Below are 23,909 nucleotides of genomic sequence, written 5' to 3'. Positions count from 1 at the left end.
CCCTGCCGCCGGGAACGCGGCGGTCATGCCATGCCCTGGCTCCCCGCCGCGCACCCGGTCTCGTTCACTCGTCCTCGCGCCGACAGGACCCGCCCATGCGTTTCGCCACGTACGAGTACCGCAACCGACGCCAGGTGGCCGTCGTCGAAGAGGACGGCACGCTCTACCCCCTGCCTGGTGTCAGCTCACTGACCGGCCTGCTCGCCGAGGGAAGGGGAGGCGGTCTGCCCGAACTGCTCGACGCGGGCTCCGCGACGCTCGACGTCGCGGCCGGCCCCCACGTCTCCGAGGTGCGACTGCTGCCGCCGCTCCAGCCGCCCACCGTGCGGGACTTCGTCACCTTCGAGGAGCATGTCGAAGGCGTACGGAAGTCGGTGGACGGAGCCGCCGGGGTGCCCGAACAGTGGTACGCGGCCCCGACGTTCTACTTCGCCAACCCCTACGCGGTGTACGGCCCGCACGACGACATCCCCGTGCCTCCGGGTTCGAGCGTGCTCGACTTCGAACTCGAAGTCGCCGCCGTCATCGGCGAGGAGGGCCGCGACCTCACCCCCGAGCACGCCCGCGACCACATCGTCGGCTACACGGTCTTCAACGACTGGTCCGCTCGCGACCTGCAGTCCGCCGAGATGAAGGTCGGTCTCGGCCCGTGCAAGGGCAAGGACACCGCCACCACCCTCGGGCCGTACCTGGTGACCGCCGACGAGTTGGAGAGGTACCGCGACGCGGACGGCTTCCTCCGGCTGGCACTGACCGCCGAGGTGAACGGCCAGGTGGTCGGCAAGGACCTTCTCTCCAACATGAGTTGGACGTTCGAGGAGATGGTGGCCTACGCCTCCCGGGGTACCGTCGTCCGCCCGGGTGACGTCCTCGGTTCCGGGACCTGCGGCAACGGCGGCTGCCTCGCCGAGCTCTGGGGCGTACGAGGCGAGCAGGACCCGGGCCCGCTGAAGCCCGGCGACACGGTGACACTCACCGTGGAAGGCATCGGGTCCGTCTCCAACACGGTCGTGAGCGGCGTCGATCCCGTGCCGGTTCCAGCCGGCCGGCGTCGATCCCGGGAGCGGCCGTGACCGAGCGGCTGCTGGGCAAAGTCGTCGTGGTGACGGGCGCGGCCGGCGGCCAGGGGGCCGCGGAGGCCGAGGCGCTCGCCCGCGAGGGCGCACGAGTGATCGCCACCGACGTGAACGAAGCACCCGGCTGCCGCCGCCTCGACGTCAGCAGCGACAAGGAGTGGGCCGAACTCGCCGCCGAACTGAGGGAGTCGTACGGCCAGGTGCACGGTCTGGTCAACAACGCGGGCGTCACCTGGCGGGCGCGGATCGACGACGTACGTCCCGAGGACATGGCCCGAGTCCACGCGGTCAACGTCACCGGTCCCCTCCTGGGCATCCAGCACCTGACCCCGCTGATGCGGGCTGGGGCGTCGATCGTGAACGTCGGTTCGTCGGCGGCGCTGACCGCCCACTACCCCGTCGCGTACACGACCAGCAAGTGGGCGCTGCGCGGCCTGTCGAAGACGGCCGCCATGGAACTGGGACCACGCGGCATCCGCGTCAACACCATCCACCCCGGATTCATCGAGACCACGATGACCGCCTCGGCGGCCCCCGCATTCCGCGAGGGGAACCTCCGCGAAACACCTCTCGGCCGCACCGGAACCGTCGACGACATCACCCCGCTCGTGGTCTTCCTGCTGTCCGACGACGCGTCCTTCATCACCGGAGCGGACATCCCGGTCGACGGCGGCCTCACCTCGCACGGCGGCACCAAGTCGATCTCGGACGCCCTGCGCGCGGACGCCTGAACCAGCAACAACGTACGGCAGAAAGGCTCTTCCGTCATGGACAAGGTCCGCGCGAGCGCCGCGGAGGCGGTCGCCGACATCCCCGACGGCGCGTCACTGGCCGTCGGCGGCTTCGGCCTCAGCGGCATCCCCGACGTACTCGTCCAGGCCCTGCACGCGCAGGGAGCGACCGGCCTGCGGGTGGTGTCGAACAACTGCGGAGTCGACGGGCGCGGACTGGGAGTCCTGCTGTCAGCAACCCGGATCGCCCGCGTGACGGGCAGCTACGTGGGCGAGAACAAGGAGTTCGCCCGCCAGTACCTGTCCGGCGAACTGGAGGTGGAACTGGTGCCCCAGGGCACCCTGGCCGAACGACTGCGCGCAGGCGGATCGGGCATCCCCGCCTTCTACACCCCGGCAGGCGTGGGCACGCAGGTCGCCCGCGGCGGACTGCCCTGGCGTTACGCCGCCGACGGCACGGTCGCCCTGGCCTCCCCTCCCAAGGAGACCCGCGACTTCGCCGGCCGTGCGTACGTGCTGGAGCACGGGATCACCACCGACTTCGCCCTCGTACGGGCCTGGCGCGGCGACCGCCACGGCAACCTCGTCTTCCGCAAATCGGCCGCCAACTTCAACCCACTCGCCGCCATGGCCGGACGCGTGACAGTGGCCGAGGTCGAACAGCTCGTGGAACTAGGCGAGTTGAACCCCGACCAGGTGCATCTGCCGGGCGTCTTCGTCCAGCGGATCGTGGCCCTCACCACAGCTCAGGCCGCCGACAAGCACGTAGAGAAGAGGACGGTTCGCGCATGAGCACGCCCACGGGCTGGACCCGCGACCAGATGGCAGCTCGCGCCGCAGCCGAACTCACCGACGGTTCCTACGTCAATCTAGGCATCGGCCTGCCCACACTCATCCCCGGTCACCTCCCGCCGGGTGTCCAGGTGCTCCTGCACTCGGAGAACGGCATCCTGGGCACCGGCCCGTACCCGCACGAGAGCGAAGTCGACCCGGATCTCATCAACGCGGGCAAGGAGACGGTCACCGTCCTGCCCGGCGCCGCCTTCTTCGACTCGGCCCTCTCCTTCGGCATGATCCGCGGGGGCCACATCGACACCGCCGTGCTCGGCGCCATGCAGGTGTCCGCTGCCGGCGACCTGGCCAACTGGATGATCCCCGGCAAGATGGTCAAGGGCATGGGCGGCGCGATGGATCTGGTCCACGGCGCCCGCCGGGTCATCGTCCTGATGGAGCACACCGCAAAGGACGGCACCCCGAAGATCGTCAAGGAGTGCGCCCTTCCGCTCACCGGCGAGCGATGCGTCCACCGGATCATCACGGACCTGGGCGTCCTCGACGTCACACCGGAAGGCCTCGCGCTCGTCGAATGCGCGCCGGGCGTGACCGCGGAGGACATCGCCGACCGCACGGACGCGCCCCTGATCCGGAGAGCATGAGCAATGAACACGTCGGGCGGGCACGGACCTTGGCCCCGGGGCCGGTCGCGGAACGCGGCTACCTGATCGGTGCTCTCCGCGTGAGCGGAGGTGAACCGGCCCCGGCTCACCTCCCGCTCCCCCAGCCCCTCGCCCTCCACAGGGCCGACGGATACGTACAGATCCTCGGCTCGGGCCAGGACAGCGCAGGCCCCCCAGACGGCAACCACAGCGAACAGGACCGCGTCACGCACCGTAACAGCGAGATAGCAGGAGATCCGCCGGGGGAGAGACACCGCCCCGGAGCCCTGCAAACACCGGCCCCGCCACACTGTTCGCCTGATTTGCGCAGTCGTTCGGGGCCGCAGCAGTCACCTGCGCCGGGACCTTGTTCACATTGCCCACGGTCGAGTAGCCGGGGCACAGCAATGTGCTCCGGCTACCCGACATCATCGACGGCAGCAGCTCGCGGACGTCACCGACGGCCCGCGGGCGGCCAGGATCACGCCGCGCAGGACCGGGCCGATCGTGCTGAACGACGTGCCGACCGCGAAGGCAGCAGCCTTCTCACGCTATTTGAGCGGCGTGCCACCCGAGTTTCGGTAGGCGATCGTCTTCCGGAACAGGTTGCCGCCGTCGGTTTCAATCGTGGTCGACTTGTCCGATCCTTGGCCGAACATCAGAGCCGCGACATGGGCGCTCGCGACCTGGTCCATGTGCGAGAACAGCCAGTCCACCTTGTCGTCCTTATAGTGGTACGGGGTGTTGTTCTGTCGCATGTTGCCGACCGGGATCTGCCAGACCACGATCGGTTTGCCGGACGCGTCCGCCATCGTCTTCCAATACGCGAGCTGCGCGGTCCACTTCTTTTCGCTCCAGAATGAGTTGTGTCCGCCATTCTCCGGCAGCGCATTGAGACCGGCGTCCGCGGCTTCAACCTCCCCGACCAGGAAGTCCGCATTTTTTGCCCCGAGGGCCACGTAATCCCTGGCGCATTTCTTCTCGTTGCCCGGCCAGTCCCAGCAGGTGAGGTGCAGGCCGACGGTCGCGTGAGGAGCGTACTTGCGGGTCATTGAGATCAGGCAGCGGGCCAGACCCGCCACAGTGTTCGCCTGATTTCCGCAGTCGTTCGGAGCCGCCGCAGTCACCTGCGCCGGGACCTTGTTCACATCGCCCGTCCCTCGGGCGAATCCCCAAAAGTCGGCTTCGAGATCGATCATGTCGTGCGAGGTGCCGATCTTCTGGACGAAGAAACGGTAGTCGTTCAGGTACCTGGTGAGGAGGTCGACCCGGTTGACCGCCTTCACCTCGTCCTGCCACGTCGCATTGGGGGTGAGGTGGGGGAGTTCAAACCACGACCACATCATCGTCTGCGGATGCGGTTGACCCTTATAGGTGGCCTGCGCAGCGCGGGCTTCCATATGGGGGACGAGCCCCCCGCGCCCGCCCCACACGCATCCCCACCAGTTCGTACCATTCGGGCAGGACTTCGCCGTGTACACGCTGCTCGACGGTGCAGGCGGACTGACGACGTATTGGTACTGAGCGTCGAATGGTGCGGCAACCGAAGGTTTATCGTTCGATATTCTTCCGATCATCACCGTGTTCTTGCCCATGAAACGTATCGTCGAGCTGGCGCCACCGGCCGCAGGAGACGACGCCGACGACGCTGCTGCCTTGGCGCTCGCCGACGCCGACGCGCTCACCGAGGCTGAGGCGCTCGCCGAGGCTGAGGCCGAACCGCTCGCCACGGCCGCCGCGACACCCGCAGCGCCCCGCGCCCCCGCCGTGGCGGAAGGGGAACCCTGTGGCTGGTGGCTGGTGGCCGCGTAGACGACGCCCGCGCCGACGGCGACGGCGGCAGCCACCGCGGCCGCGACGAGCTTCCCGGACACGTGCGCGGCCAGCCCGCCCGATCTGCCGCCGTGGCCGCCGTGGCGCAACCGCTTCGCGGCCTTGCCTTTCCCCGCGACCCCTTTCGCCGCGGCGGCCTGCGCGCTCGGCGCGGACGGGGGCAGGGCGTGCCGCAGCCATGTGGCCGCGAGCAGTGCGGGTACCGGTACCAGGGCCGAGCCCGCCAGCAGCCGCTCGGCGGGCACCAGGTCCTGCCAGGACGCGACGCAGGCTACGCATTCGCGTACGTGCCGCGCGAACTGCTTGCGCCACGACGGGGCCGCCCACCCGTCCCACCGGGCCGCTATCTGGGAGAGCTCAGCGCACCGGGGCGCGGCGTCCAGCGCCCGCACCACCGTGCGGGCGGCGTCCAGCCGGGCCTTGAGCCGCTGCACCCGCACCGCCGCGTGTCCCGGCTCGATGCCCAGCGCCCCGGCCAGCTCCGCCCGGTCCAGCTCGCCCGCCGCCTCCAGCCACCACAGCGCCAGCAGTTCGCGGTCACCCTCCTCCAGCCAGCGCGTCGCCAGAGCCGTCTCGCGCCTCTGGCCCGACAGCTCCAGTTGAAGGATCGTCAGGTCCACGAAGTCTGCGCCGGGATCGACCGCGTCCGGCGCGAGCTCGAAGCCCCAGCCGTGCGCCGCCGAGGGCTGCACCTGGTGGCGCCGCCACCGGTCGCGCACCTGGCGCACCGCGATCGCCACCACCCAGGCTCGGAACGCCGTAGGGTCGCGCAAATCCCCGATCCGGTCCACCGCACGCATCAGCGTCTCCTGGACCACGTCGTCCACATCGACGTGTCCGTCCAGCGCCCGCCCGACGATGTTGTAGACCAGCGGCAGATACGCGGCCATCAACTCGTCCAGGGCTTGGCGGTCCCCGCCCTGCGCCGCCACCACCAAGTCCTGATCTGCACGCCCGTCCCGCTCTGCAACCCGCATCCGCACTCCTTCGCTCACCGGCCGAGCGCCCACGCGCGCCCGGTCCGCCTCGATGTATAGGTGACGGCTGCGCGGCGGCCGGGTAACACTTCCGGCCGCATTGTTTCGCCGGACCGTGCACTACCCGCGGGCGGCGGCGACCCAACACCAAGCAAACCAACCAGTAGACGAAACACCATGCGTCAGCTGGCTGCCCGGCAGAACCACCGAATGGAGAAACGCACAGCTCATCGATCAGCAGCGCGGTTCACCACAACGCTCTCAGTCTTTCCGATCCTTGTGTCCAACCTGCGTCCAGAACGCGTCCTGGCGGACAAGCCCAACCGGATTCCGAGACGATCGCCCCAGCTCAGGAGTGCGCCTCGAACTCGCCCGCAGCGGATTCTCCTTCCAACGCGCGAAGGCTCCACCCCGGCAGTCGGAGCAGAGCCGCTATGACCGGTGTCGTTGGCCAAGGCGTCTGAACTGAGCACAGCCAGCCTTCGAGCTGACCGTTCTTCAGGGGTACACCGTGCTGCTGGGAGGTCGCTCTCGACAGTGAGCTCTCCTGCCGGCTCGCGGAACAGTTGCCGCCGTGCAATTCACCTCCGCTCGCGTGCACAGTCGGGCACCCACAAGCTGACCACCATGTACAACGGTTCACCTTCGCTTGCGCGGAGAGGTGCGTTCCTTTCGGGGGGTTATCGTGCCTGGCCGCGCCGCGACGTCTGCAGGGCCTTGTGGGACACCGGGAAGAGTGCGAAGCCGGTGCGGTGGGCCAGGGTTCCCCACAGGCCGCGCGGTAGGTAGAGGGAGACGGCGATGGCGGCGGCTCCGATGACGACGAGGTACCAGACGCCGCTCTGGGCGAAGTACTTGTCGAGCAGGAAGTAGATGAGGGCGCCGATGACGGGGCCTTCGACCGTGCCGATGCCGCCGATGACGACCATGAAGATCATCAGAGCTGTGTACTGCACGCCGAAGATCTGCGAAGGGGAGGCCACCCCCAGGCTGCTGACGCAGATCACGGCTCCGGCGGCCGCGCATCCGGCCGCCGCCGCGATGTAGATGAGCCGCTTGCCGCGCGTGACGTTCACCCCCAGTGCCCCGGCCGCCGTCTCGTCGTCGCGGATGGCCTGGAGGTCCAGGCCGAGGCGGCTGCGCAGTACCAGGTACGTGCCGAGGACCGCGGCTGCCATGACGGCGAGGGCCAGCCAGTAGGTGTAGGCCCGTCGCAGGATCGGGTCGGCGGTGATGGTGGTCAGGTTGCGTCCGCTCGCGGCGCCGAGGGAGTCGAAGCGGACCACGATCAGGCGTACGACTTCTGCGATGACCCAGGTGCCGACGGCGAAGTAGCCGCCCCGCAGCCGGAAGGCGACGTAGGAGACCGGCCAGGCGATCAGCGCGACGACTGCCGAGACGACGAGCGTGCCCGCGTAGATGTTGATCCCGTGGTCGTTGACGACGAACAGCGTGTACGCGCCGAGGCCGATGAACGCCTGCTGGCCCATGGAGACCATGCCGGCGTATCCGGCGAGCAGGTTCCACATCGAGGCCAGGGCGACGAGGTAGCAGAGCTTCACCAACTGTGCGGTGACGCCGGTGTCGACGACGTACGGCAGGCTCGCCATGACCAGCAGGACGAGGGCCGTCCCGGCCAGGCCGAAAGCGGCGGCACGGCCGCCGCGTCTGATGACGGGGCGTACGGACGGGGCCGACGGGGACTCGGCAGCGGGGGTGGTTGTCCGGGTGGTCATGCGAGCACACTCCTGCCGAACAGGCCCTGCGGCCGGAACACCAGAATCACGAGGAAGACCACGTGCCCGGCGAGCAGCGGCAGGTCGGGGGATATCTGGGCGCCGACGGACTGCGCGACGCCGAGCACCATGCCGCCCGCGAGGGTGCCCCAGAGCGAGCCGAGGCCGCCGATGATGACGGTCTCGAAGGCGAACAGGACGGTGAGCTGGCCCTCGTACGGGGTCACCCCGCCCTGCCGCATGGTGTAGAGGGTGCCGGCCAGGGCGACGGTGGCGAAGGCGATGACCGTGGTGAGGGCGTACACCTTGCGGTTGTCGACGCCCATCAGCCGGACGACGGCGCGGTCGTCGGAGGTGGCGCGGACGATGCGGCCGGGCTGTGTCCGGTAGAGGAAGACATGCAGCGCGGCCAGGACCGCGACCGCCGCCGCGACGGTGATCAGCGGGAACCAGCCGAGGGCCAGATCGCCGCTGACGCGGATGCTCGCGGTGCTGAGCGCGCCGATGGACAGCGGCTGGGAGTCGTTGCTGAAGAACTGGACAAGGACGTTGGGGATGATCACGGAGATACCGAAGGTGACCATCAGGGGCGCGAACTCGCCGAGCCCCATGGCCCGGTCGAGCAGGGTGCGCTGGATGAGGTAGCCGAGGCCGCCGACCGCCGCCATGGACACCAGCACCGTAAGGGGGACGGGGATACCGAGGTGGACGGCGGCGACCGAGGCCACGTAGCCGCCCAGGATCATCAGGTCTCCGTGGGCGAGGTTGGCGATCCGCATCACCCCGAAGACCAGGGACAGTCCGGCGGCGGCCATGGCGAAGATGCCGCCGAGCAGCATGCCCTGTGCGATCGCGTTGACCCAGGTCATGACAGCGCCTCCGTTGTGCCGAAGTAGGCGGCGGTGACCTGCTCGCGGGTCAGCTCGGCGGCCGGGGCGGTCAGGATGATGCGGCCCTCCAGGAGGCAGGCGATACGGTCGGCGACCGCGAAGGTGCGGGTGAGGTCCTGTTCGACGAGGACGACGGTGGTGCCCTCGGCGCGGATGCCGGGCAGGGCCGTGTAGAGCTGGTCGACGACCAGGGGGGCCAGGCCGAGGGAGACCTCGTCGAGGAGCAGCAGACGCGGGTTGCCCATCAGCGCGCGGCCGATGGCGACGGCCTGCTGCTCGCCGCCCGAGAGCCGGGCGGCCTTACGGGTGCGGCGGTCGGCGACGAGCGGCATCATCTCGTACACCTTCTTCAGGTCCCACGGGCCTTTGCGGCCGGTGGCCGCGCCGACCCGGAGGTTCTCCTCGACGGTGAGGGAGGGGAAGAGCCGCCGGCCCTCGGGGACCAGGCCGATGCCCTTGCGGGAGCGGTGGATGTCGGGGAGGCCGGTGACGTCCTCCCCGTCGAAGCGGACGGCGCCGCTGAACGGTTTGAGGGCCCCGGCGACGGTACGCAGGAAGGTGGACTTGCCGGCGCCGTTGGCGCCGACGAGGGCGAGGAGTTCGCCTTCCGCGACCGCCAGGGAAATGCCGAACAGGGCCTGGAAGTCTCCGTATCCGGCGTCGACCGCGTCGAGGTGGAGCAGGGGGCCGGGGCTGCTGCTCATGCCGCCGCACCTCCCAGATAGACCTCGGCGACCTCGGGGCTGGCGAGGACTTCGTGCGGATCGCCGTCGACGCGGATGCGGCCGTAGGCGAGGCAGACCAGCCGGTCGACCACCTGGACGAGGGCCTTGACGACGTGCTCGATCCACAGGATGGTCACGCCGGACTCCTTCAACCACAGGACGGTGGCGACCAGTTCGTCGGCCTCGCTCTCGGTGAGGCCGCCCGCGATCTCGTCGAGCAGGAGCAGTTCGGGGCCGGTGGCCAGCGCGCGGGCCAGTTCCAGTCGCTTGCGGCCGAGCAGCGGCAGAGCGCCGGCCGGTTTGTCGGCGAGGGCGAGCATGCCGGTGGTCTCCAGGGCCTGGAGTGCCTGTTCGTGGGCCTGGGCTCCGCGCAGTCGGCCGCCGCGCTGCGCGCCGACCAGGGCGTTCTCGAAGACCGTCAGATCCCCGAAGGGACGCGGGATCTGGAAGGACCGGCCGACGCCGAGCCGGCACCGCTGGGCGGCGGAGGTGCGGGTGACATCGCGGCCCGCGATGCGGACCGTGCCCCGGGTGGCGCGCTCGACCCCCGAGATGGCGCTCAGCAGTGTCGACTTGCCGGCGCCGTTCGGACCGACGATGCCCACGGCCTGGCCGCGCGGGACCGTCAGGTCCACATCTTCCAGGACGTGGAGAGCCCCGAAGCTGACGGCCAGGTGCTCGACCTCCAGCAACGGCTGGGCCGCCGTCGCCGTCACAGCTTCCGCGCCTTGCCGTCGAGCTTCACCGACGGCACCAGCGTGTTGCTGACCACGTTCAGGTCGTACGCGCCGCCGCTGCCCTTGACCCACTGGGTGCCGACCATGGGGATGGCGGCGACGTTCTTGACCGGGTTGGCCGCGCCGCCCCCGGTCCAGTCGATGCGGCCGAGGACGGTGTCCAGGCCGGTCTTCCCGATCCGGGCGGCGACAGCCTTCCTGTCCTTGGGGTCCGCGTGCCGCAGGACGTCGCGCGCGACCTCGAACAGGGCGTGGTTGGGGCCGAGCCCCTGGTTCCACTTACGGCCCTTGGCCTGCGCGGACTTCTCGTAGTCGTCGGCGAGCTGCTGCGCGGTCTGCCCGGTCAGGCTGGAGGTGAAGGGGTACTGCGGCACCCACCAGCTCGCCGTACACAGCCCGTCGCCCAGGCCGTCCGGCAGCGAGGCGACCGACGACTCGAAGAGGATGGCCTTGGAGATGGTGGCCACCTCCGGCTTGAAGCCCTGCTGCGCGGCCTGCGTCCAGAAGGTCGCGAAGTCCGGCGGCGTCGGTACGCCCGCCAGGATCTGCACGCCTTCCTTCTTGAACGTGGCGATGATCGACGAGAAGTCCTTCGTTCCGTTCTCGTAGGCGCCCGGGTCGACGAAGGTGAACCCCTTGGTCGCGGCCTGCGCGCGGTAGCCGGTCTTCCGGTCGCGGAAGGCGCCGCCGTCGGAGTCGTTGGGCCAGAGCACGCCGACCTTCTTGTTGGTGTCGAACAGCCGCCACATGTCGCTCTCGGCGGTGCTGATGTGCTCGATGCCGTCGAAGAAGTGGTACGTGTAGGTGAAGGTCTTCTCCGGGGTGCCGCCACGTCCGTAGAAGTAGGCCTGCCATGGCTCGATCGTCGAGATGCAGGGCACGCCCTCGCTCTCGCACTTGTTGGCGACCGGGTGCACGGTCTCCGGTGTCGAGGTGACCAGCATCAGATCGACGCCCTGCTGCGAGATCAGCTCGTCCGCGATGGTCGCCGCCTGCTGCGGGTCGGAGCCGGTGTCGCGGTCGAGGATCTGCACCTTGTACGTCGTGCCGCCGTAGGTGATGCCCTTGGCGAAGGCGGCCCTGGCCTGCCCGAGGATGTACAAGTCGGATTCCGCGAAGGCCGCGTACGCGCCGGTGCGCGGGCTCACGTAGCCGATCCTGATGGTGTCGCCGGAGGTGGATCCGGAGCCCTTCAGGCCCCCGCCGCAGGCAGAGAGCAGGGGCGCGGCCCCGGCGGCTGCGGCGCCGAGTCCGAGGGCGCGGAGCACGGTTCGTCTGGTGGGCGGGTTCGTCTGCTGGTGAGCGGCGTGGTCCATGTGTTGGCTCCTGGCTCCCTGGAGTGACGGAGCGGCGAACGTAGGCCCGCGCGGAGGCGATGCACAGCGCATGGATTCGATATGAGAAACAGCGACGGCGCCGTTGTGAAATGGTGATGAACAGGGCCTGTTCCCAGGTTCTGCCGCCGCTCCGTCTCTCATTGCGAAACGGCTCGTTCACCGGCCGTACCGCCGCGTCTACGGTCCCGGCATGAACAGCGTCCGGCACGTCGAGGAACTGCTCGCCCGCGCCGAGCGGACTGCTGAGCTGCGCGCCTTCATCACCCTGGCCGCCGACCGGGCGCTCTCCGAGGCCAGGGAGGCGGACCGCAGCTCGCCGCGCGGTCCGCTGCACGGCATTCCGCTCGTCGTCAAGGACAACATCCACGTCGCCGGGCTGCCGAACACGGCGGGCTCCAAGGCGCTCGCGGATTTCGTGCCCACTCAGGACGCGGCCGTGGTCGCCCGGCTGCGTGAAGCCGGGGCGATCGTTCTGGGCAAGACCAACATGCACGAGCTGGCCTTCGGGGCGACCAGCGCGAACGGCCCGTTCGGCTCCGTACGCAACCCGGCCGACCCGGACCGTTTCGCCGGCGGGAGCAGCGGCGGCACGGCGGCGGCGATCGCCTGCGGTGCCGCGCCCGCGGGCCTGGGCACCGACACCGGCGGCTCGGTGCGCATCCCCGCCGCGCTGACCGGCATCGCCGCCCTGCGGCCGACCGCCGGCCGCTACCCGGGCACCGGGGTCACCCCGCTGTCCCGCACCCGCGACACCGTCGGCCCCATGGCGCCGACCGTCGCCGCACTGGCCCTCCTCGACGCGGTGCTGGCCGCAGATCCGGCCCCGGCCGAGCCGCCGCCCGCCCGTGACGTCACGCTCGCCGTGCCCGAGCACCACTTCACGGAGCCGCTGCACCCGCACACCGGTGCCGTCTGGGAGCACAGTCTGGACGTACTGCGCCGCGCCGGGGTCCGGCTGGTCCCCGTGCGACTCGCGGACGTCGAGACCGCCGAGGAGCTGGCCGGATTCCCCATCACCCTGTACGAGGCCGCCCGCCATCTGCCGCGCTACCTACGGAAGGCCACCGGACACGACCCCGCCGACTGCCTGCCGCTGATCACCGACCCGGACGTCCGCACCGTCCTGGCCGAGGTCGTCCTCGACGGGGCCCCCATGGCGGTGACGGGGGTGGAGTACGAGGCCGCGCTGCGGGTCCGCGAACGGGTGCTGGTCGCCGGCTACCGGCGCGTCTTTTGGACGACGGGGGCCGACGCGCTGCTGTTCCCCACCACGCCGCTGCCCGCCGGGCTGCTGGGCGGAGAGACCGAGCAGGTCCGGCACGACGGCGTCCTGAGACCGACATTCCGGACGTACATTCGCAACACGGGACCCGGCAGCGTCGCCGGTCTGCCCGGGATCACGGTGCCGACCCGCACACCGGAACCGGCACTGCCGGTCGGCCTGGCCCTCGACGGGGCCTGGGGTGCCGACCGGAAGCTGCTGGGCCTCGGCATGCTGCTGGAACGACTCCTCCACGCAGGAGCAGAAGGAGACCGGACATGACTGACACCCTCAGGAAGTTCAGGGCCGCCGCCGTCCAGGCGGAGCCCGTATGGCTGGACGCCGCCGCGGGTGTGGCGAAGACCGTCGACCTCATCGCCGAGGCCGCCCGGGGCGGCGCCGCGATCATCGCCTTCCCCGAGGTGTGGATCCCGGGCTACCCGCACTTCCTGTGGCTGGGGTCGGTGGCCGCCCAGGTCCCCTTCGTCGGCCGCTACCACGCCAACTCCCTGACGGTGGACGGCCCCGAACTGACGGCCATCCGCCGGGCCGCCCGGCAGCACGGCATCACCGTCGCCCTCGGCTACAGCGAGAAGGTGTACGGCAGCCTCCACATCAGCCAGACCGTGATCGCCGCCGACGGTACTGTGCTGCTGCACCGCCGCAAGCTCAGGCCCACGCACGTCGAGCGCAGCCTCTTCGGCGAGGGCGACGGCAGCGACCTCAAGGTCGTCGACTCCCCCCTCGGCCGGCTCGGCGCCCTCAACTGCGCCGAGCACGTCCAGCCGCTCAGCAAGTACGCCATGTACGCCCAGGGCGAGGAACTCCACATCGCGTCCTGGCCCTGCTTCGGCCTCTACCGCGACGTCGCCCACCAGCTCAGCGCCGAGGCCAACATCGCCGCCACCCAGGTCTACGCCATCGAAGGCGGCTCCTTCGTCCTCATGGCGACCCAGGTCATCAGCCCGGCCGGCATCGACCTGTTCGCCACCACGGACGAACAGCGCCGCCTGCTGTCCGCCGGCGGCGGCTGCTCCCGGATCTACGGACCGGACGGCCGCATGATCACCAAGGCGCTCGACGAGGGGGAGGAAGCACTCGTCTACGCCGAGATCGACCTCGACGAGATCAGCATCGCGAAGAACGCGTACGACCCGGCCGGTCACTACGCGCGTCCCGACGCGACCTACCTGGTCCATCACCGCGAGCCACGCCGACCGGTCGTCCCGGGGGTGGACGAGGCGACCTTCCCAGAGCTGGAGGAAACAGAAGGCGCGTAATATCGCGGAATGAGCGAGGCGCGTGCGAGCGGGAGCGAGCCGGGTGGGCCGGAGGCGTCCAAGCCCTCCGTGCAGACCCTGGACCGAGGGCTGCGGCTGCTTGAACTGATCGCGCTGTCGCACGTGCCGCTGTCGCTGGCCGAGCTGAGCCAGCAGATGCGGCTGCACCGCTCAATCGTCTACCGCCTGCTGCGCACCCTCCAGGACCACCGCCTGATCGCGCACACCCCGCAGGGGTACATGCTCGGCACCCGCGCCCAGTCGCTGGGCCGCCGCACGCTCCCCGTACTCCAGCGGATCGCCAAGCCCGAGATCGCCAAACTCGCCGCCCGCGTCGGGCTGACCGCCTTCTTCGTCGTCCGCGACGGCGAGGAGGCGGTCACCCTCGTCTCCGTCGAGGTCGAGAGCTCCCGCTCCCGCACCGTCTACACCCCCGGCGACCGGCACCCCCTCACCCTCGGCTCCCCCGGCATCGCCATGCTCGCCGCCGAGCCCCAGCGTGACGACGAACGCCCCGAGATCACCCTGGCCCGTGCCGCCGGCTACGCAACCACCCGCAGCGAGGTCGTCCCCGGCCTCGCCACCCTTTCCGCCCCCGTCGTCTCCGCCCCCGGCAACGCCGTCGCCGCCGTCTCCATCGTCTTCACTGTCGAACGCCCCGGCCCCGCCGAGATCGAGGCCGTCCTCGACACCGCCCGGGTGATCACCGGTCGGCTGCGCACGGCTCTGTCCACGGGCGCGGTCCTGCCAGGCATCGGCTGAAGGCAACGCGTTCGCGGGGATCTCGCATAGCGAACTCGGTTGTGGTCCGGCCCGGAGGGCGGGACCTAGCGTCACGGTTCCGCGAGAAAGGGGGACCACATGGCAACAGCCGGGACGGCCCAGACGATCAAGGAAGCAACCTTCGAGGTCCTGCGTCAGTACGGACTCACGACTCTTTTCAGTAATCCGGGCTCGACAGAAGTCGGCTTCCTCGCCGACCTGCCGACCGACATCGAGTTCGTACTCGGCCTGCACGAGGGCTCGGTGGTCGGGATGGCCACGGGGTACGCACTGAAGAGCGGCCGGCCGGCGCTGGTGCTGCTGCACACCGCCGCCGGGTACGGCAACGCCGTGAGCGCGCTGGCCACCGCGCGGGCGAACCGGGCGCCGCTGGTGGTGATCGTCGGCCAGCAGGACCGGCGGCACCTCGCCCACGAGCCGTTCCTGGCCGGGCGGTTGGACGGGCTGGCCGGGGAGTACCCGGTGTGGCAGCACACCCCGGCGCGGGCGGAGGACGTGCCGGGGGCGATCGCGCGGGCGTGGCATGAGGCGCGGGACGGGCGGGGCCCGGCGGTGGTGGTCGTGCCGATGGACGACTGGCACGCGCGGGCGGACCCGGACGCCGAACAGGCCGCACCGGTGGCGCTGCACGGCAGCCGTACAGCCGACGGCGCGGCGGTCGACGCGCTCGCGGAGCTGCTGCGCACGGCCGCCACACCCTGTCTGGTCGCGGGCGCCGGGAACGACTCGCCGGAGGGATGGGAGAGCCTGACGGCGCTGGCGGAGCGGCTGGACTGCCCGGTGTGGCAGGAGTCGTTCGGGGCCCGGGCGGGCTTCCCACAGGGGCACCGGCTGTTCGCGGGACATCTGCCCTCGGCAAGGTCGGGACTGCGGGCGGCGCTGGCGGGGCACGACGCCGTACTGGCCGTCGGGGCACCGGTGTTCCGGCAGTACCCGTACGAGCACGGCACGTTCGTGGAGCCCGGCACCCGGCTCGCGGTGATCACCGACGACCCGGAGGAGGCGCACCGCAGCCCGGTCGAACTGGCGGTGCTGGCCGACCCGGCGGACACCGTACGGCGTCTGGCGTCCGTGCTTCCCACCGCCACGGGAACGCCCCGGCCGCCCATGCGGAACGTGGCCCCGCCGGCCCCGCCCGGCGACGGCGAGCCGCTGCGCGCGGCGCACGTGCTGGCCGCGTTGGCGGAGCGGCTCGGCCCGGACGCGGTGATCGTCGAGGAGACGCCGTCCAGTCGGCCGGACCTGCACGCGCTGCTGCCCGCCCGCGCCCCGTTCGGCTTCCTCAGCGCCGCCATGGGCGGCCTCGGCTTCGCCATGCCGGCCGCGATCGGCGTACGGATGGCGGACCCGGGACGGCCGGTGGTGGCCGTGCTCGGCGACGGGTCGTCCCTCTATTCCGTCCAGGCGCTGTGGAGCGCCGCGTACTACCGCACCGGCGTGCTGTTCGTCGTCCTGGCCAACGGCCGCTACGCGATCATGGACCGCCTGTCCGAGCGCGAGGGCTCGGCGGCCCCCGCCTGGCCGGCATTCGGCGAGCTGAGTGTGTCGGGGCTCGCGCGCGGCCTGGGCTGCCCGGCCGAGCGGGTCGACAGCCATGCGGGACTGCTGTCCGTGCTCGACAAGGTGCTTCCGGATCTCGCCGGACGCCAGGCGCCGCTGGTGCTCGAAGTGGCCGTCGAGGCCGATCCCGAATTCCGTTCGTAGGCCGTTCGTAGGCCGTTCGTAGGCCGTTCGTAGGCCGTTCGTAGGCCGTTCGTAGGCCGTTCGTAGGCCGTTCGTAGGCCGTTCGTAGGCCGTTCGTAGGAGACAGATACAGATGAAGGTCGTCATCATCGGGGGCGCGGGCGGCATCGGCTCGTCCGCCGCGTTCAACCTGCTGTCCGCGCAGGGCACGTACGAGATCGTTCTGGTCGACACCAGGCCCAACATGATCACCAGCCATGTGATGGACCAGGAGAACGCGCTCGCGCTCGGCGCGACCCCCGACACCGTCCGCGGCGGGACACCCGAGGACACGCTCGACGCGGACGTCGTCGTGCTCAGCGCCGCCGTGCCGCTGCGGCTGAACTCCTCGCGGTCGGTCTTCCTCGCCGACAACGCGGCGATCGTCGACCAGTGCCTGAGGCCTCTGCGGGACTCGGACTTCGGCGGCGTCGTACTGATGCTGACCAATCCCGTGGACCCGCTGCTGACCTGGGCGCACCGGCAGGGCTGGCTGCCCCCGCACAGGCTGGTCGGCTACACGCTCAACGACAGCCTGCGCCTGCGCACCGGGATCGCGCACGCACTCGGCGTGCACCCCAAGGACGTCGACGCCTGGATGCTCGGCGAGCACGGCGAGGGTCAGGTCCCGCTCTACAGCCGGATCACGGTCGGCGGCGAGTCCGTCGTCCTCACCGATGAGCAGCGGGCGGTGGCCGAGGAGTACGCCGACAGCTGGTACTCGCGGCACGTCGCGCTGGACTCGGGCCGCACCTCCACCTGGACCACCGGCCTGGGCACCGCGCGGCTGATCGAGGCCATGGCGACCGGTTCCGGGACCGTGGTCCCCGCGTCGGTCGTCCTGGACGGCGAGTACGGGGTGCACGGAGTGAGCCTCGGGGTGCCGGTGGAGCTGGGCCGCGACGGGGTGCGCCGGGTCGTCGAGTGGGACCTCGCGCCCGGTGAACGGCGCGGCATGCAGCGGGCGGCGGTGAGTGTGGAGGCCGCCGTGGCCGACCTGGACGGCGTGGCCGCCGCGCGCTGACCACGACCGACCGAGACGCAACCGACTCAACGAGGAGCCGAAATGACGCATCAGACAAGCCTGCTCGCCCCGACGGCCGGCTGGCCCGGCCGCATCCACACCGCCGACGGCTGGACGCCCGGCGGCGACGGCGAATTCCCCGCCGTCGAGAAGGCCACGGGCAAGGAACTCGCCACCGTGGGGCGGGCGTCGGTGGAGGACGTACGCCTGGCGGCGAGCCGCGCCCGTCAGGCCCAGCGGGAGTGGGCCGCCCTGCCGTACGAGCGGCGGGCCGCCGTCCTGCGTGAGGCCGGCCGGCTGTGGGAGGCGCACGCCGCCGAGGTCGGCGACTGGATCGTCCGCGAGGCCGGGTCCGTGCCCGCCAAGGCCGCGCTGGAGACCCACATCGCCGCCCAGGAGTGCTACGAGGCCGCCGCTCTGCCATCCCTCCCCTCAGGTGCGGTACTGCCCAGCGCCGAGCCGCGGTGGAGCATCAGCCGCCGCGCTCCGGCGGGGGTCGTCTCCGTCATCGCGCCCTTCAACTTCCCGCTCATCCTGTCGATCCGCTCGGTCGCCCCCGCCCTCGCGCTCGGCAACGCGGTGCTGCTGAAGCCCGATCCGCGTACGGCGGTCTGCGGCGGCGTCGCCCTCGTACGGATCTTCGAGGAGGCCGGGCTGCCGGCCGGGCTGCTCCAACTGCTCCCCGGCGGCGCGGACATCGGCGCGGCGCTGGTCACCGCGCCCGAGGTGCGGGTGGTGTCCTTCACCGGGTCCACGGCGGCGGGCCGGGCGGTCGGCGCTCTGGCCGGACAGCACCTCAAGCGCGCCCACCTGGAACTCGGCGGCAACAACGCCCTGGTCGTGCTGCCCGGCGCCGACCTGGCGAAGGCCGCCTCCGCCGGGGCCTTCGGCTCCTTCCTCCACCAGGGCCAGATCTGCATGACCACCGGCCGCCACCTGGTGCACGAGAGCCTGCACGACGCCTACGTGGAAGCCCTGGCCGCCAAGGCCGACCACCTGCCCGTCGGCGACCCGGCGACCGGGCAGGTCGCCCTCGGCCCGATCATCGACGCCGGTCAGGTCAGCCGGATCGACGGCCTGGTCCGCCGCACCGTCGAGGCCGGGGCCCGGCTGGCGGCGGGCGGCACCTACGAGGGGCTGTTCTACCGGCCGACCGTGCTCGCCGGGGTGACGCCCGGCATGCCCGCGTACGCGGAGGAGGTCTTCGGGCCGGTCGCGCCCGTCGTGCCTTTCGGCACCGTCGAGGAGGCGATCGCGCTCGCCTCGGACAGCGAGTACGGGTTGTCGCTCGGCATCCTCGGCGAGGTCGGCATCGCCATGCGCATCGCCGACGCCGTGCCCAGCGGCATCATCCACATCAACGGGCAGACCGTCTCCGACGAGGCCAACGCCCCCTTCGGCGGCGTCCGGGCCTCCGGCACAGGCTCCCGCTTCGGCGGACCCGAGGCCAACATCGAGGCGTTCACCGAAAGCCAGTGGCTCACGGTCCGCGCCGACATCGCCCCGTACCCCTTCTGACAGAGCTCCCGGTGGTCGCGGGTCCCCTGCTCCGCGACCAGGCTCAGTCCTGAGCCCCGGGGTCGGCCGATCCAGGGACGGCGCGGACGCGCTCGCGCAGGTCCCGGGTGTAGGCATGGAAGACGGCCACCATGTCCACGGCCTCGGGTTCGGCCAGCCACTGGTTCTCCAGCCCCTCCATCGCCGCGACGATCTGGGTGGCGAGCTGTGCGCAGTCGATGCCGGGACGCAGTTCGCCGTCTTCGGCTCCGGCCTCCAGCGCGGTCCGCACCAGTCGGCGGGCGTCGGTGAAGTGCCGGCGGGAGTGCTCGGCGGCGGGGTGATCTCCTCCGACGGACTCGGCGGCCAGGACGTGGGAGAGCTGGACGAGCCCGGGGCGCTCGGCGTTTCGCTCCACGAGCCGGTCGAGCATGTCGAGAATCCGCAGGCCGCGCAGCGCGAAAATGTCCGCCACGCCCATGCCGTGCCGGTCCCGCAGGTCGCGTTCCACCGTCACGGCGACGAGCAGGGCCTGCTTGCTCGGGAAGTGGTGGAGCAGTCCCGGTTTGGACAGCTGTGACCTGCGGGCGATCTCCATCAGGGACGCGCCCCAGTAGCCGCGCTCGGCGAACTCCTCCATCGCCACGTCGAGGATGCGCCGCTTCGCCGTGTCGCCCCGCACGTAGCTGCTCGGCCGGTTGCCGCCGCGCGGCCCGGACCCGCCTGCCGCCTCTTCCCCGCTACTCATCAAGGCCGCCTCGCCGTAGGGGTCGTTCGATTATCGAGACGAAAACTTACCGATTGGTCGGTAGGAACTCTAACCTGCCGGATCACCGGCGCAGCTGTGCAGACCGAGCCGGACTCCGTGGGAACCCGTCCCCGTCCCCGCCTCTCCCTGGATGGTCTCTATGTCCCGTAGTACCACTGGTACCGCGTCCGTTCCCGCCTCATCGACGGCGGCCGGCCCCCCGCGGGCCGGCGCCGGATTCATCGCGGTGTACGCCTTGGCCTACTTCGGCATGTGGCTGGCGGTCCTCGCCCCCGCCGTGGTGACTCTTCAGGTCAGGGTGCTGGGGCTGTTCCCCGACAACGCCACCTCGGTGGTCGGTACCGTCTCGGCGGTCGGCGCGCTGTTCGCGCTGTTCGGCAATCCCTGGGCCGGAAAGCTCTCCGACCGCTGCACCTCGCGGTTCGGCATGCGCAGACCGTTCATCGTGGGCGGCATGCTCGTCGGCACGTTCGCCTCGCTGCTGCTCGCCTACGCCACGAACCTGGCGACGCTGATCGTCTGCTGGTCCGTGGCCCAGCTGGCGTACAACGCCGCGGCGGCGACCATGGTCGCCGTCCTGTCCGACCAGGTGCCCGACGAGCAGCGTGGCCGGGTGTCCGGCCTGCTGGGTCTGTGTCAGTTCCTGAGCATGGGCGTCGCGGCGTACGTGGTGAACTTCTTCGCCGGGAACATACTGCTGATGTTCGGCGTCCCAGCGGTCTTCGGCCTGGCCACGACGCTGCTGCTGGCGGTTGTGCTTCGTGACCGGGTGCGCGCCGAGCGGCCCGCCACCCGCTACGGCGTCAAGGAGTTCCTCTCCAGTTTCTGGGTCAATCCGGTGGCCAACCCGAGCTTCACCTGGGCCTGGGTGAGCCGCTTCCTGCTCGTGCTGGCCTGGTCCACTCTCATGACGTATCAGGCCTTCCTGCTCATCGACCGGTTCGGCTACACGCCCGACACCGTCGGCGCCCAGGTCGGCGTGGTTCTGTCGGTCATGGTTGGCGGAATCCTCCTCGGTTCGTTCGGCGGCGGCTGGCTGTCGGACCGCCTGAACCGACGCAAGGTGTTCGTCGGGCTCGCCGGGCTCATCGCCGCGGTCGGCCTGCCGACCGTCGCCTTCGCTCACTCGATGGGCCTGTTCCTCACCGGTGTCGCGGTGGTCGGTCTCGGCATCGGCGTGCACATGTCGGTCGACCTGGCGCTCGTGGTCGACATCCTGCCGGACAAAAACGACGCGGCCAAGGACCTCGGCGTCTTCAACATCGCCAACGCCCTCCCGCAGTCCGTCGCCCCGGCCATCGCGCCGCTCTTCCTGGCCATCGGAGGCGGAAGCGACAACTACACCGCGCTGTATCTGGCCGCCGCGGGTTTCGCGGTGCTCGGCGCGCTGGCGGTCAAGCCGGTGCGCTCGGCCCGCTGACGCCGCGCCCCTCCCATCGACGGCCCGGCGCGGCGCGCTGTGCTGGGCCGTCATCTTGGCGCACCACGCGTACCCCTACTACACGAAGGAACGACGCCGATGACTGCCACGGACGCCGACACGGACACCGACAGCCTCCGGGAGGCAGCGGTCGGGGCGGCCCTCGCCCGGCTCGACCTCGACACCAAGGCACAGCTCCTGGCGGGTCACGACATGTGGTCGCTCCCCAGCGTGCCTGCGATCGGTCTTCGAGCAGTGGTGATGTCGGACGGACCCATCGGCGTGCGCGGCACGAACTGGTCCCCCGACGACCCGTCCGTCGCGCTTCCCAGCCCCACCGCCCTCGCCGCCTCCTGGGATCCGGAACTGGCCCGCCGCGCCGGGCGACTGCTCGCCCAGGAGGCCCGCCGCAAGGGCGTCGACGTACTGCTGGCTCCCACCGTGAACCTGCACCGCACCCCGCTGGGCGGGCGGCACTTCGAGTGCTTCTCGGAGGACCCGCTGCTCACCGGTGTCATCGGTACCGGCTATGTGCGGGGCGTGCAGGACGGCGGGGTCGGCACCACGGTCAAGCACTTCGTCGCCAACGACAGCGAGACCGAACGGCTCACCCTCGACGCGAAGGTCGGCGAGCGGGCGCTGCGCGAGCTGTATCTCAGCCCGTTCGAGACGATCGTCGCGGACGCCCGCCCCTGGGGCGTCATGTCGGCGTACAACGGCGTCAACGGCTCCACCATGACCGAGCACCGGTACCTGCAGAATGAGATCCTGCGCGGCGAGTGGGGCTTCGACGGCGTCGTCGTCTCGGACTGGATGGCCGCCCGCGACACCGTCAGGGCCGTTGAGGGCGGTCTCGATATCGCGATGCCGGGACCGAGAACGGTCTACGGCGAGGCGCTCGCCACCGCCGTACGCGAGGGCCGGGTCGCGGAAGGGACCGTCGACGAGGCCGTGCGGCGCGTGCTGCGGCTCGCCGCTCGCGTGGGTGCGCTGGACAGTGCTCCGCCGGCCGTCTGCGAACCGCCCGTCGAGGCCGACGGCAGGGCCCTGGCCCGCGAGATCGCCCGCCGTTCCTTCGTCCTGCTCAAAAACGAGGGCGCGGTGCTTCCGCTGCGGCCGCGGGAGCTGCGCAGGGTCGCCCTCATCGGCGACACCGCCCGGCATGCCCGGGTCATGGGCGGCGGCAGTGCCACCGTCTTCCCCGAGCGGGTGGTCACCCCGCTGGCCGGACTGCGCCACGCGCTGCCGCCCGCCGTCGAACTGCTGCACGCCCAGGGCGCCGACCCGCGCACCCGGCTCGCTCCAGCGGCCGAGGGCTTCACTCTGCGCTCGGTCTACCGGGACGCGGACGGCATCGTGCTGGCCGACCTGCCGCAGCCTGACGGCCGGGTGATGACCGTCGGCAGCCTGCCGGCGGGAGTGGACGCCGCGCGGCTCCACTCGGTGGAGATCACCGGAACCCTCACCCCCGACCGCACCGGTGCCCACACCTTCGGTGTCACCGGATACGGGGAAGTCACGCTGCTCGTCGCGGGCCGCACCATCTGTTCCGCGACCAGGATTCCCGACTCCGAGGACCCGTTCCTCGCCTTCACCGACCCGGCGGAACAGCGCCACACCCTCGATCTGACCGCAGGCGTGACGGTGACCGTCAGCCTGCTGTACGTGCCCTTCGCCAAGGGCTTCGACGACAACATCGCCGCTCTCTCCTTCGGACTGAGCCACCGCCCGCCGACCGCGAGCGGTGCCGAACTCATCGAGGAGGCCGCCGCCCTCGCCGCTGCGGCCGATGTCGCGATCGTCGTGGTGGCCACCACCGAGGAGGTCGAGAGCGAAGGTTTCGACCGTGCTGACCTGAAACTGCCGGGCCACCAGGACGAACTGGTCTCCCGCGTGGCCGCGGCCAATCCGCGTACCGTCGTGATCGTCAACGCCGGATCCCCTGTCGAGATGCCGTGGCGCGACGAGGTCGCCGCCGTCATGCTCTGCTGGTTCCCGGGCCAGGAGGCCGGGCACGCCCTCGCCGACGTGCTGCTCGGCGCGGAGGAGCCCGGCGGGCGGTTGCCCACCACCTGGCCCGCAGCCACCGCGGACTGCCCGGTCCTGGACACCACGCCGGTCGACGGAGTGCTCTCCTACGACGAGGGTGCCTTCATCGGCTACCGGGCCTGGGCCCGCCAGGAGACCCCGCCCGCGTACTGGTTCGGACACGGCCTCGGCTACACGTCGTGGTCGTACGAGCAAGCCAAGTTCACCCCCGGCGGCGACGGCGACACCCTGGGCACCCTCCGCGTCCATGTGCGGAACACAGGGGAGCGGGCGGGCCGTGAGGTGGTCCAGGTGTACCTCGAAGCGGGGGCCTGCCCCGAAGGAGAGGAAACGGTCGCGGTAGCCGAGCAGCAGGGCCCGGCCCGCCGCCTCGTCGGCCTTGCCACCGTCGAGGCCGGCCCCGGCCGGGCGGTGACGGCCGAGATCCGCGTGCCCCGGAGGGCCACGCGGATCTGGGACACCGACCTCGGAGACTGGTCCGCCCTCGCGGGCCGTCACCGGCTGCGCGCCGGACGCTCGTTCCCGGATCTGCGGGTGGAAACGGAAGTCGACCTGACCGGAAAACCCGACGGTCAGGTGGATATGGCGAATTAGCCCCTTGGCTGTGCCGGTCGGGGGGGGGGGCG

General features: G+C 71.0%; 19 protein-coding genes. 12 read left to right on the top strand and 7 right to left on the bottom strand.

Going from position 1 to position 23,909, the window contains the following annotated elements:
• Positions 1-95: 95 nt before the first annotated feature.
• The 4 genes from OG407_RS48290 to OG407_RS48275 are packed head-to-tail and all read left to right on the top strand — an operon-like array spanning position 96 to position 3,243.
• Positions 96-1,073 (top strand): fumarylacetoacetate hydrolase family protein, encoded by a 978-nt coding sequence (locus OG407_RS48290; RefSeq protein ID WP_405867698.1) that lies wholly within the window; start codon positions 96-98, stop codon positions 1,071-1,073.
• On the top strand, positions 1,070-1,807 hold the full coding sequence (locus OG407_RS48285; RefSeq protein ID WP_405867696.1) for an SDR family oxidoreductase: 738 nt from the start codon (positions 1,070-1,072) through the stop codon (positions 1,805-1,807). Before OG407_RS48290 ends, OG407_RS48285 begins: the two co-directional genes overlap by 4 nt.
• Before the next feature lie 36 nt (positions 1,808-1,843).
• The gene (locus OG407_RS48280) at positions 1,844-2,599 is read left to right on the top strand and encodes a CoA transferase subunit A (RefSeq protein WP_405867694.1); all 756 of its coding nucleotides are present in this window, start codon (positions 1,844-1,846) and stop codon (positions 2,597-2,599) included.
• The gene (locus OG407_RS48275) at positions 2,596-3,243 is read left to right on the top strand and encodes a CoA transferase subunit B (RefSeq protein ID WP_405867692.1); all 648 of its coding nucleotides are present in this window, start codon (positions 2,596-2,598) and stop codon (positions 3,241-3,243) included. The genes OG407_RS48280 and OG407_RS48275 overlap by 4 nt, the downstream gene beginning before the upstream one ends.
• A gap of 551 nt (positions 3,244-3,794) precedes the next feature.
• Here OG407_RS48275 and OG407_RS48270 read toward each other — a convergent pair.
• The 6 genes from OG407_RS48270 to OG407_RS48245 form a co-directional block, all read right to left on the bottom strand.
• Positions 3,795-6,053, bottom strand: a complete 2,259-nt coding sequence (locus OG407_RS48270) for an RNA polymerase sigma factor (protein ID WP_405867690.1) — start codon at positions 6,051-6,053, stop codon at positions 3,795-3,797.
• A 680-nt stretch (positions 6,054-6,733) separates the two neighbouring features.
• The gene (locus tag OG407_RS48265) at positions 6,734-7,789 is read right to left on the bottom strand and encodes a branched-chain amino acid ABC transporter permease (protein WP_405867688.1); all 1,056 of its coding nucleotides are present in this window, start codon (positions 7,787-7,789) and stop codon (positions 6,734-6,736) included.
• Positions 7,786-8,658, bottom strand: a complete 873-nt coding sequence (locus OG407_RS48260; RefSeq protein ID WP_405867686.1) for a branched-chain amino acid ABC transporter permease — start codon at positions 8,656-8,658, stop codon at positions 7,786-7,788. The genes OG407_RS48265 and OG407_RS48260 overlap by 4 nt, the downstream gene beginning before the upstream one ends.
• Entirely contained in the window at positions 8,655-9,383 is a 729-nt protein-coding gene (locus tag OG407_RS48255) for an ABC transporter ATP-binding protein (protein WP_405867684.1), read from the bottom strand. Before OG407_RS48255 ends, OG407_RS48260 begins: the two co-directional genes overlap by 4 nt.
• Positions 9,380-10,120, bottom strand: a complete 741-nt coding sequence (locus OG407_RS48250; protein WP_405867682.1) for an ABC transporter ATP-binding protein — start codon at positions 10,118-10,120, stop codon at positions 9,380-9,382. The genes OG407_RS48255 and OG407_RS48250 overlap by 4 nt, the downstream gene beginning before the upstream one ends.
• Positions 10,117-11,457 carry an ABC transporter substrate-binding protein gene (locus OG407_RS48245; RefSeq protein WP_405867680.1) on the bottom strand — a complete coding sequence of 447 codons (1,341 nt, stop codon included), beginning with the start codon at positions 11,455-11,457 and terminating at the stop codon, positions 10,117-10,119. The genes OG407_RS48250 and OG407_RS48245 overlap by 4 nt, the downstream gene beginning before the upstream one ends.
• 211 nt (positions 11,458-11,668) lie before the next feature.
• Here OG407_RS48245 and OG407_RS48240 point away from each other — a divergent pair, with 211 nt between their 5' ends.
• From OG407_RS48240 to OG407_RS48215, 6 genes are all read left to right on the top strand, one after another.
• Positions 11,669-13,021, top strand: coding sequence for an amidase family protein (locus OG407_RS48240; protein WP_405867678.1), 1,353 nt, complete (start codon positions 11,669-11,671; stop codon positions 13,019-13,021).
• Positions 13,018-14,019 (top strand): carbon-nitrogen hydrolase family protein, encoded by a 1,002-nt coding sequence (locus OG407_RS48235; RefSeq protein ID WP_405867676.1) that lies wholly within the window; start codon positions 13,018-13,020, stop codon positions 14,017-14,019. Before OG407_RS48240 ends, OG407_RS48235 begins: the two co-directional genes overlap by 4 nt.
• 9 nt (positions 14,020-14,028) lie before the next feature.
• On the top strand, positions 14,029-14,781 hold the full coding sequence (locus tag OG407_RS48230) for an IclR family transcriptional regulator (RefSeq protein ID WP_405867674.1): 753 nt from the start codon (positions 14,029-14,031) through the stop codon (positions 14,779-14,781).
• Between the two features lie 99 nt (positions 14,782-14,880).
• Positions 14,881-16,506, top strand: a complete 1,626-nt coding sequence (locus OG407_RS48225; protein ID WP_405867672.1) for a thiamine pyrophosphate-binding protein — start codon at positions 14,881-14,883, stop codon at positions 16,504-16,506.
• 112 nt (positions 16,507-16,618) lie between these two features.
• Positions 16,619-17,548, top strand: coding sequence for a malate dehydrogenase (locus OG407_RS48220; protein ID WP_405867670.1), 930 nt, complete (start codon positions 16,619-16,621; stop codon positions 17,546-17,548).
• Positions 17,549-17,590: 42 nt separating this feature from the next.
• Positions 17,591-19,066 (top strand): benzaldehyde dehydrogenase, encoded by a 1,476-nt coding sequence (locus tag OG407_RS48215; protein ID WP_405867668.1) that lies wholly within the window; start codon positions 17,591-17,593, stop codon positions 19,064-19,066.
• A 43-nt stretch (positions 19,067-19,109) separates the two neighbouring features.
• Here the strand turns inward: OG407_RS48215 and OG407_RS48210 are convergent, their stop codons facing one another.
• Positions 19,110-19,793, bottom strand: coding sequence for a TetR family transcriptional regulator (locus OG407_RS48210; protein ID WP_405867666.1), 684 nt, complete (start codon positions 19,791-19,793; stop codon positions 19,110-19,112).
• A 247-nt stretch (positions 19,794-20,040) separates the two neighbouring features.
• On the opposite strand from OG407_RS48210, the gene OG407_RS48205 reads away from it, so the two are divergent.
• Both OG407_RS48205 and OG407_RS48200 read left to right on the top strand, forming a co-directional pair.
• The gene (locus OG407_RS48205) at positions 20,041-21,234 is read left to right on the top strand and encodes an MFS transporter (protein ID WP_405867664.1); all 1,194 of its coding nucleotides are present in this window, start codon (positions 20,041-20,043) and stop codon (positions 21,232-21,234) included.
• Between the two features lie 99 nt (positions 21,235-21,333).
• Complete coding sequence (locus tag OG407_RS48200) at positions 21,334-23,877, top strand: beta-glucosidase H (RefSeq protein WP_405867662.1); 2,544 nt, start codon at positions 21,334-21,336, stop codon at positions 23,875-23,877.
• Positions 23,878-23,909: the final 32 nt, after the last annotated feature.

The organism is Streptomyces sp. NBC_01515 (assembly GCF_045040345.1).
Taxonomy (GTDB): Bacteria; Actinomycetota; Actinomycetes; order Streptomycetales; family Streptomycetaceae; genus Streptomyces.
The sequence above is the reverse complement of the archived record's forward strand: the minus strand, read 5'-3'. Positions and strand labels throughout refer to the sequence as shown.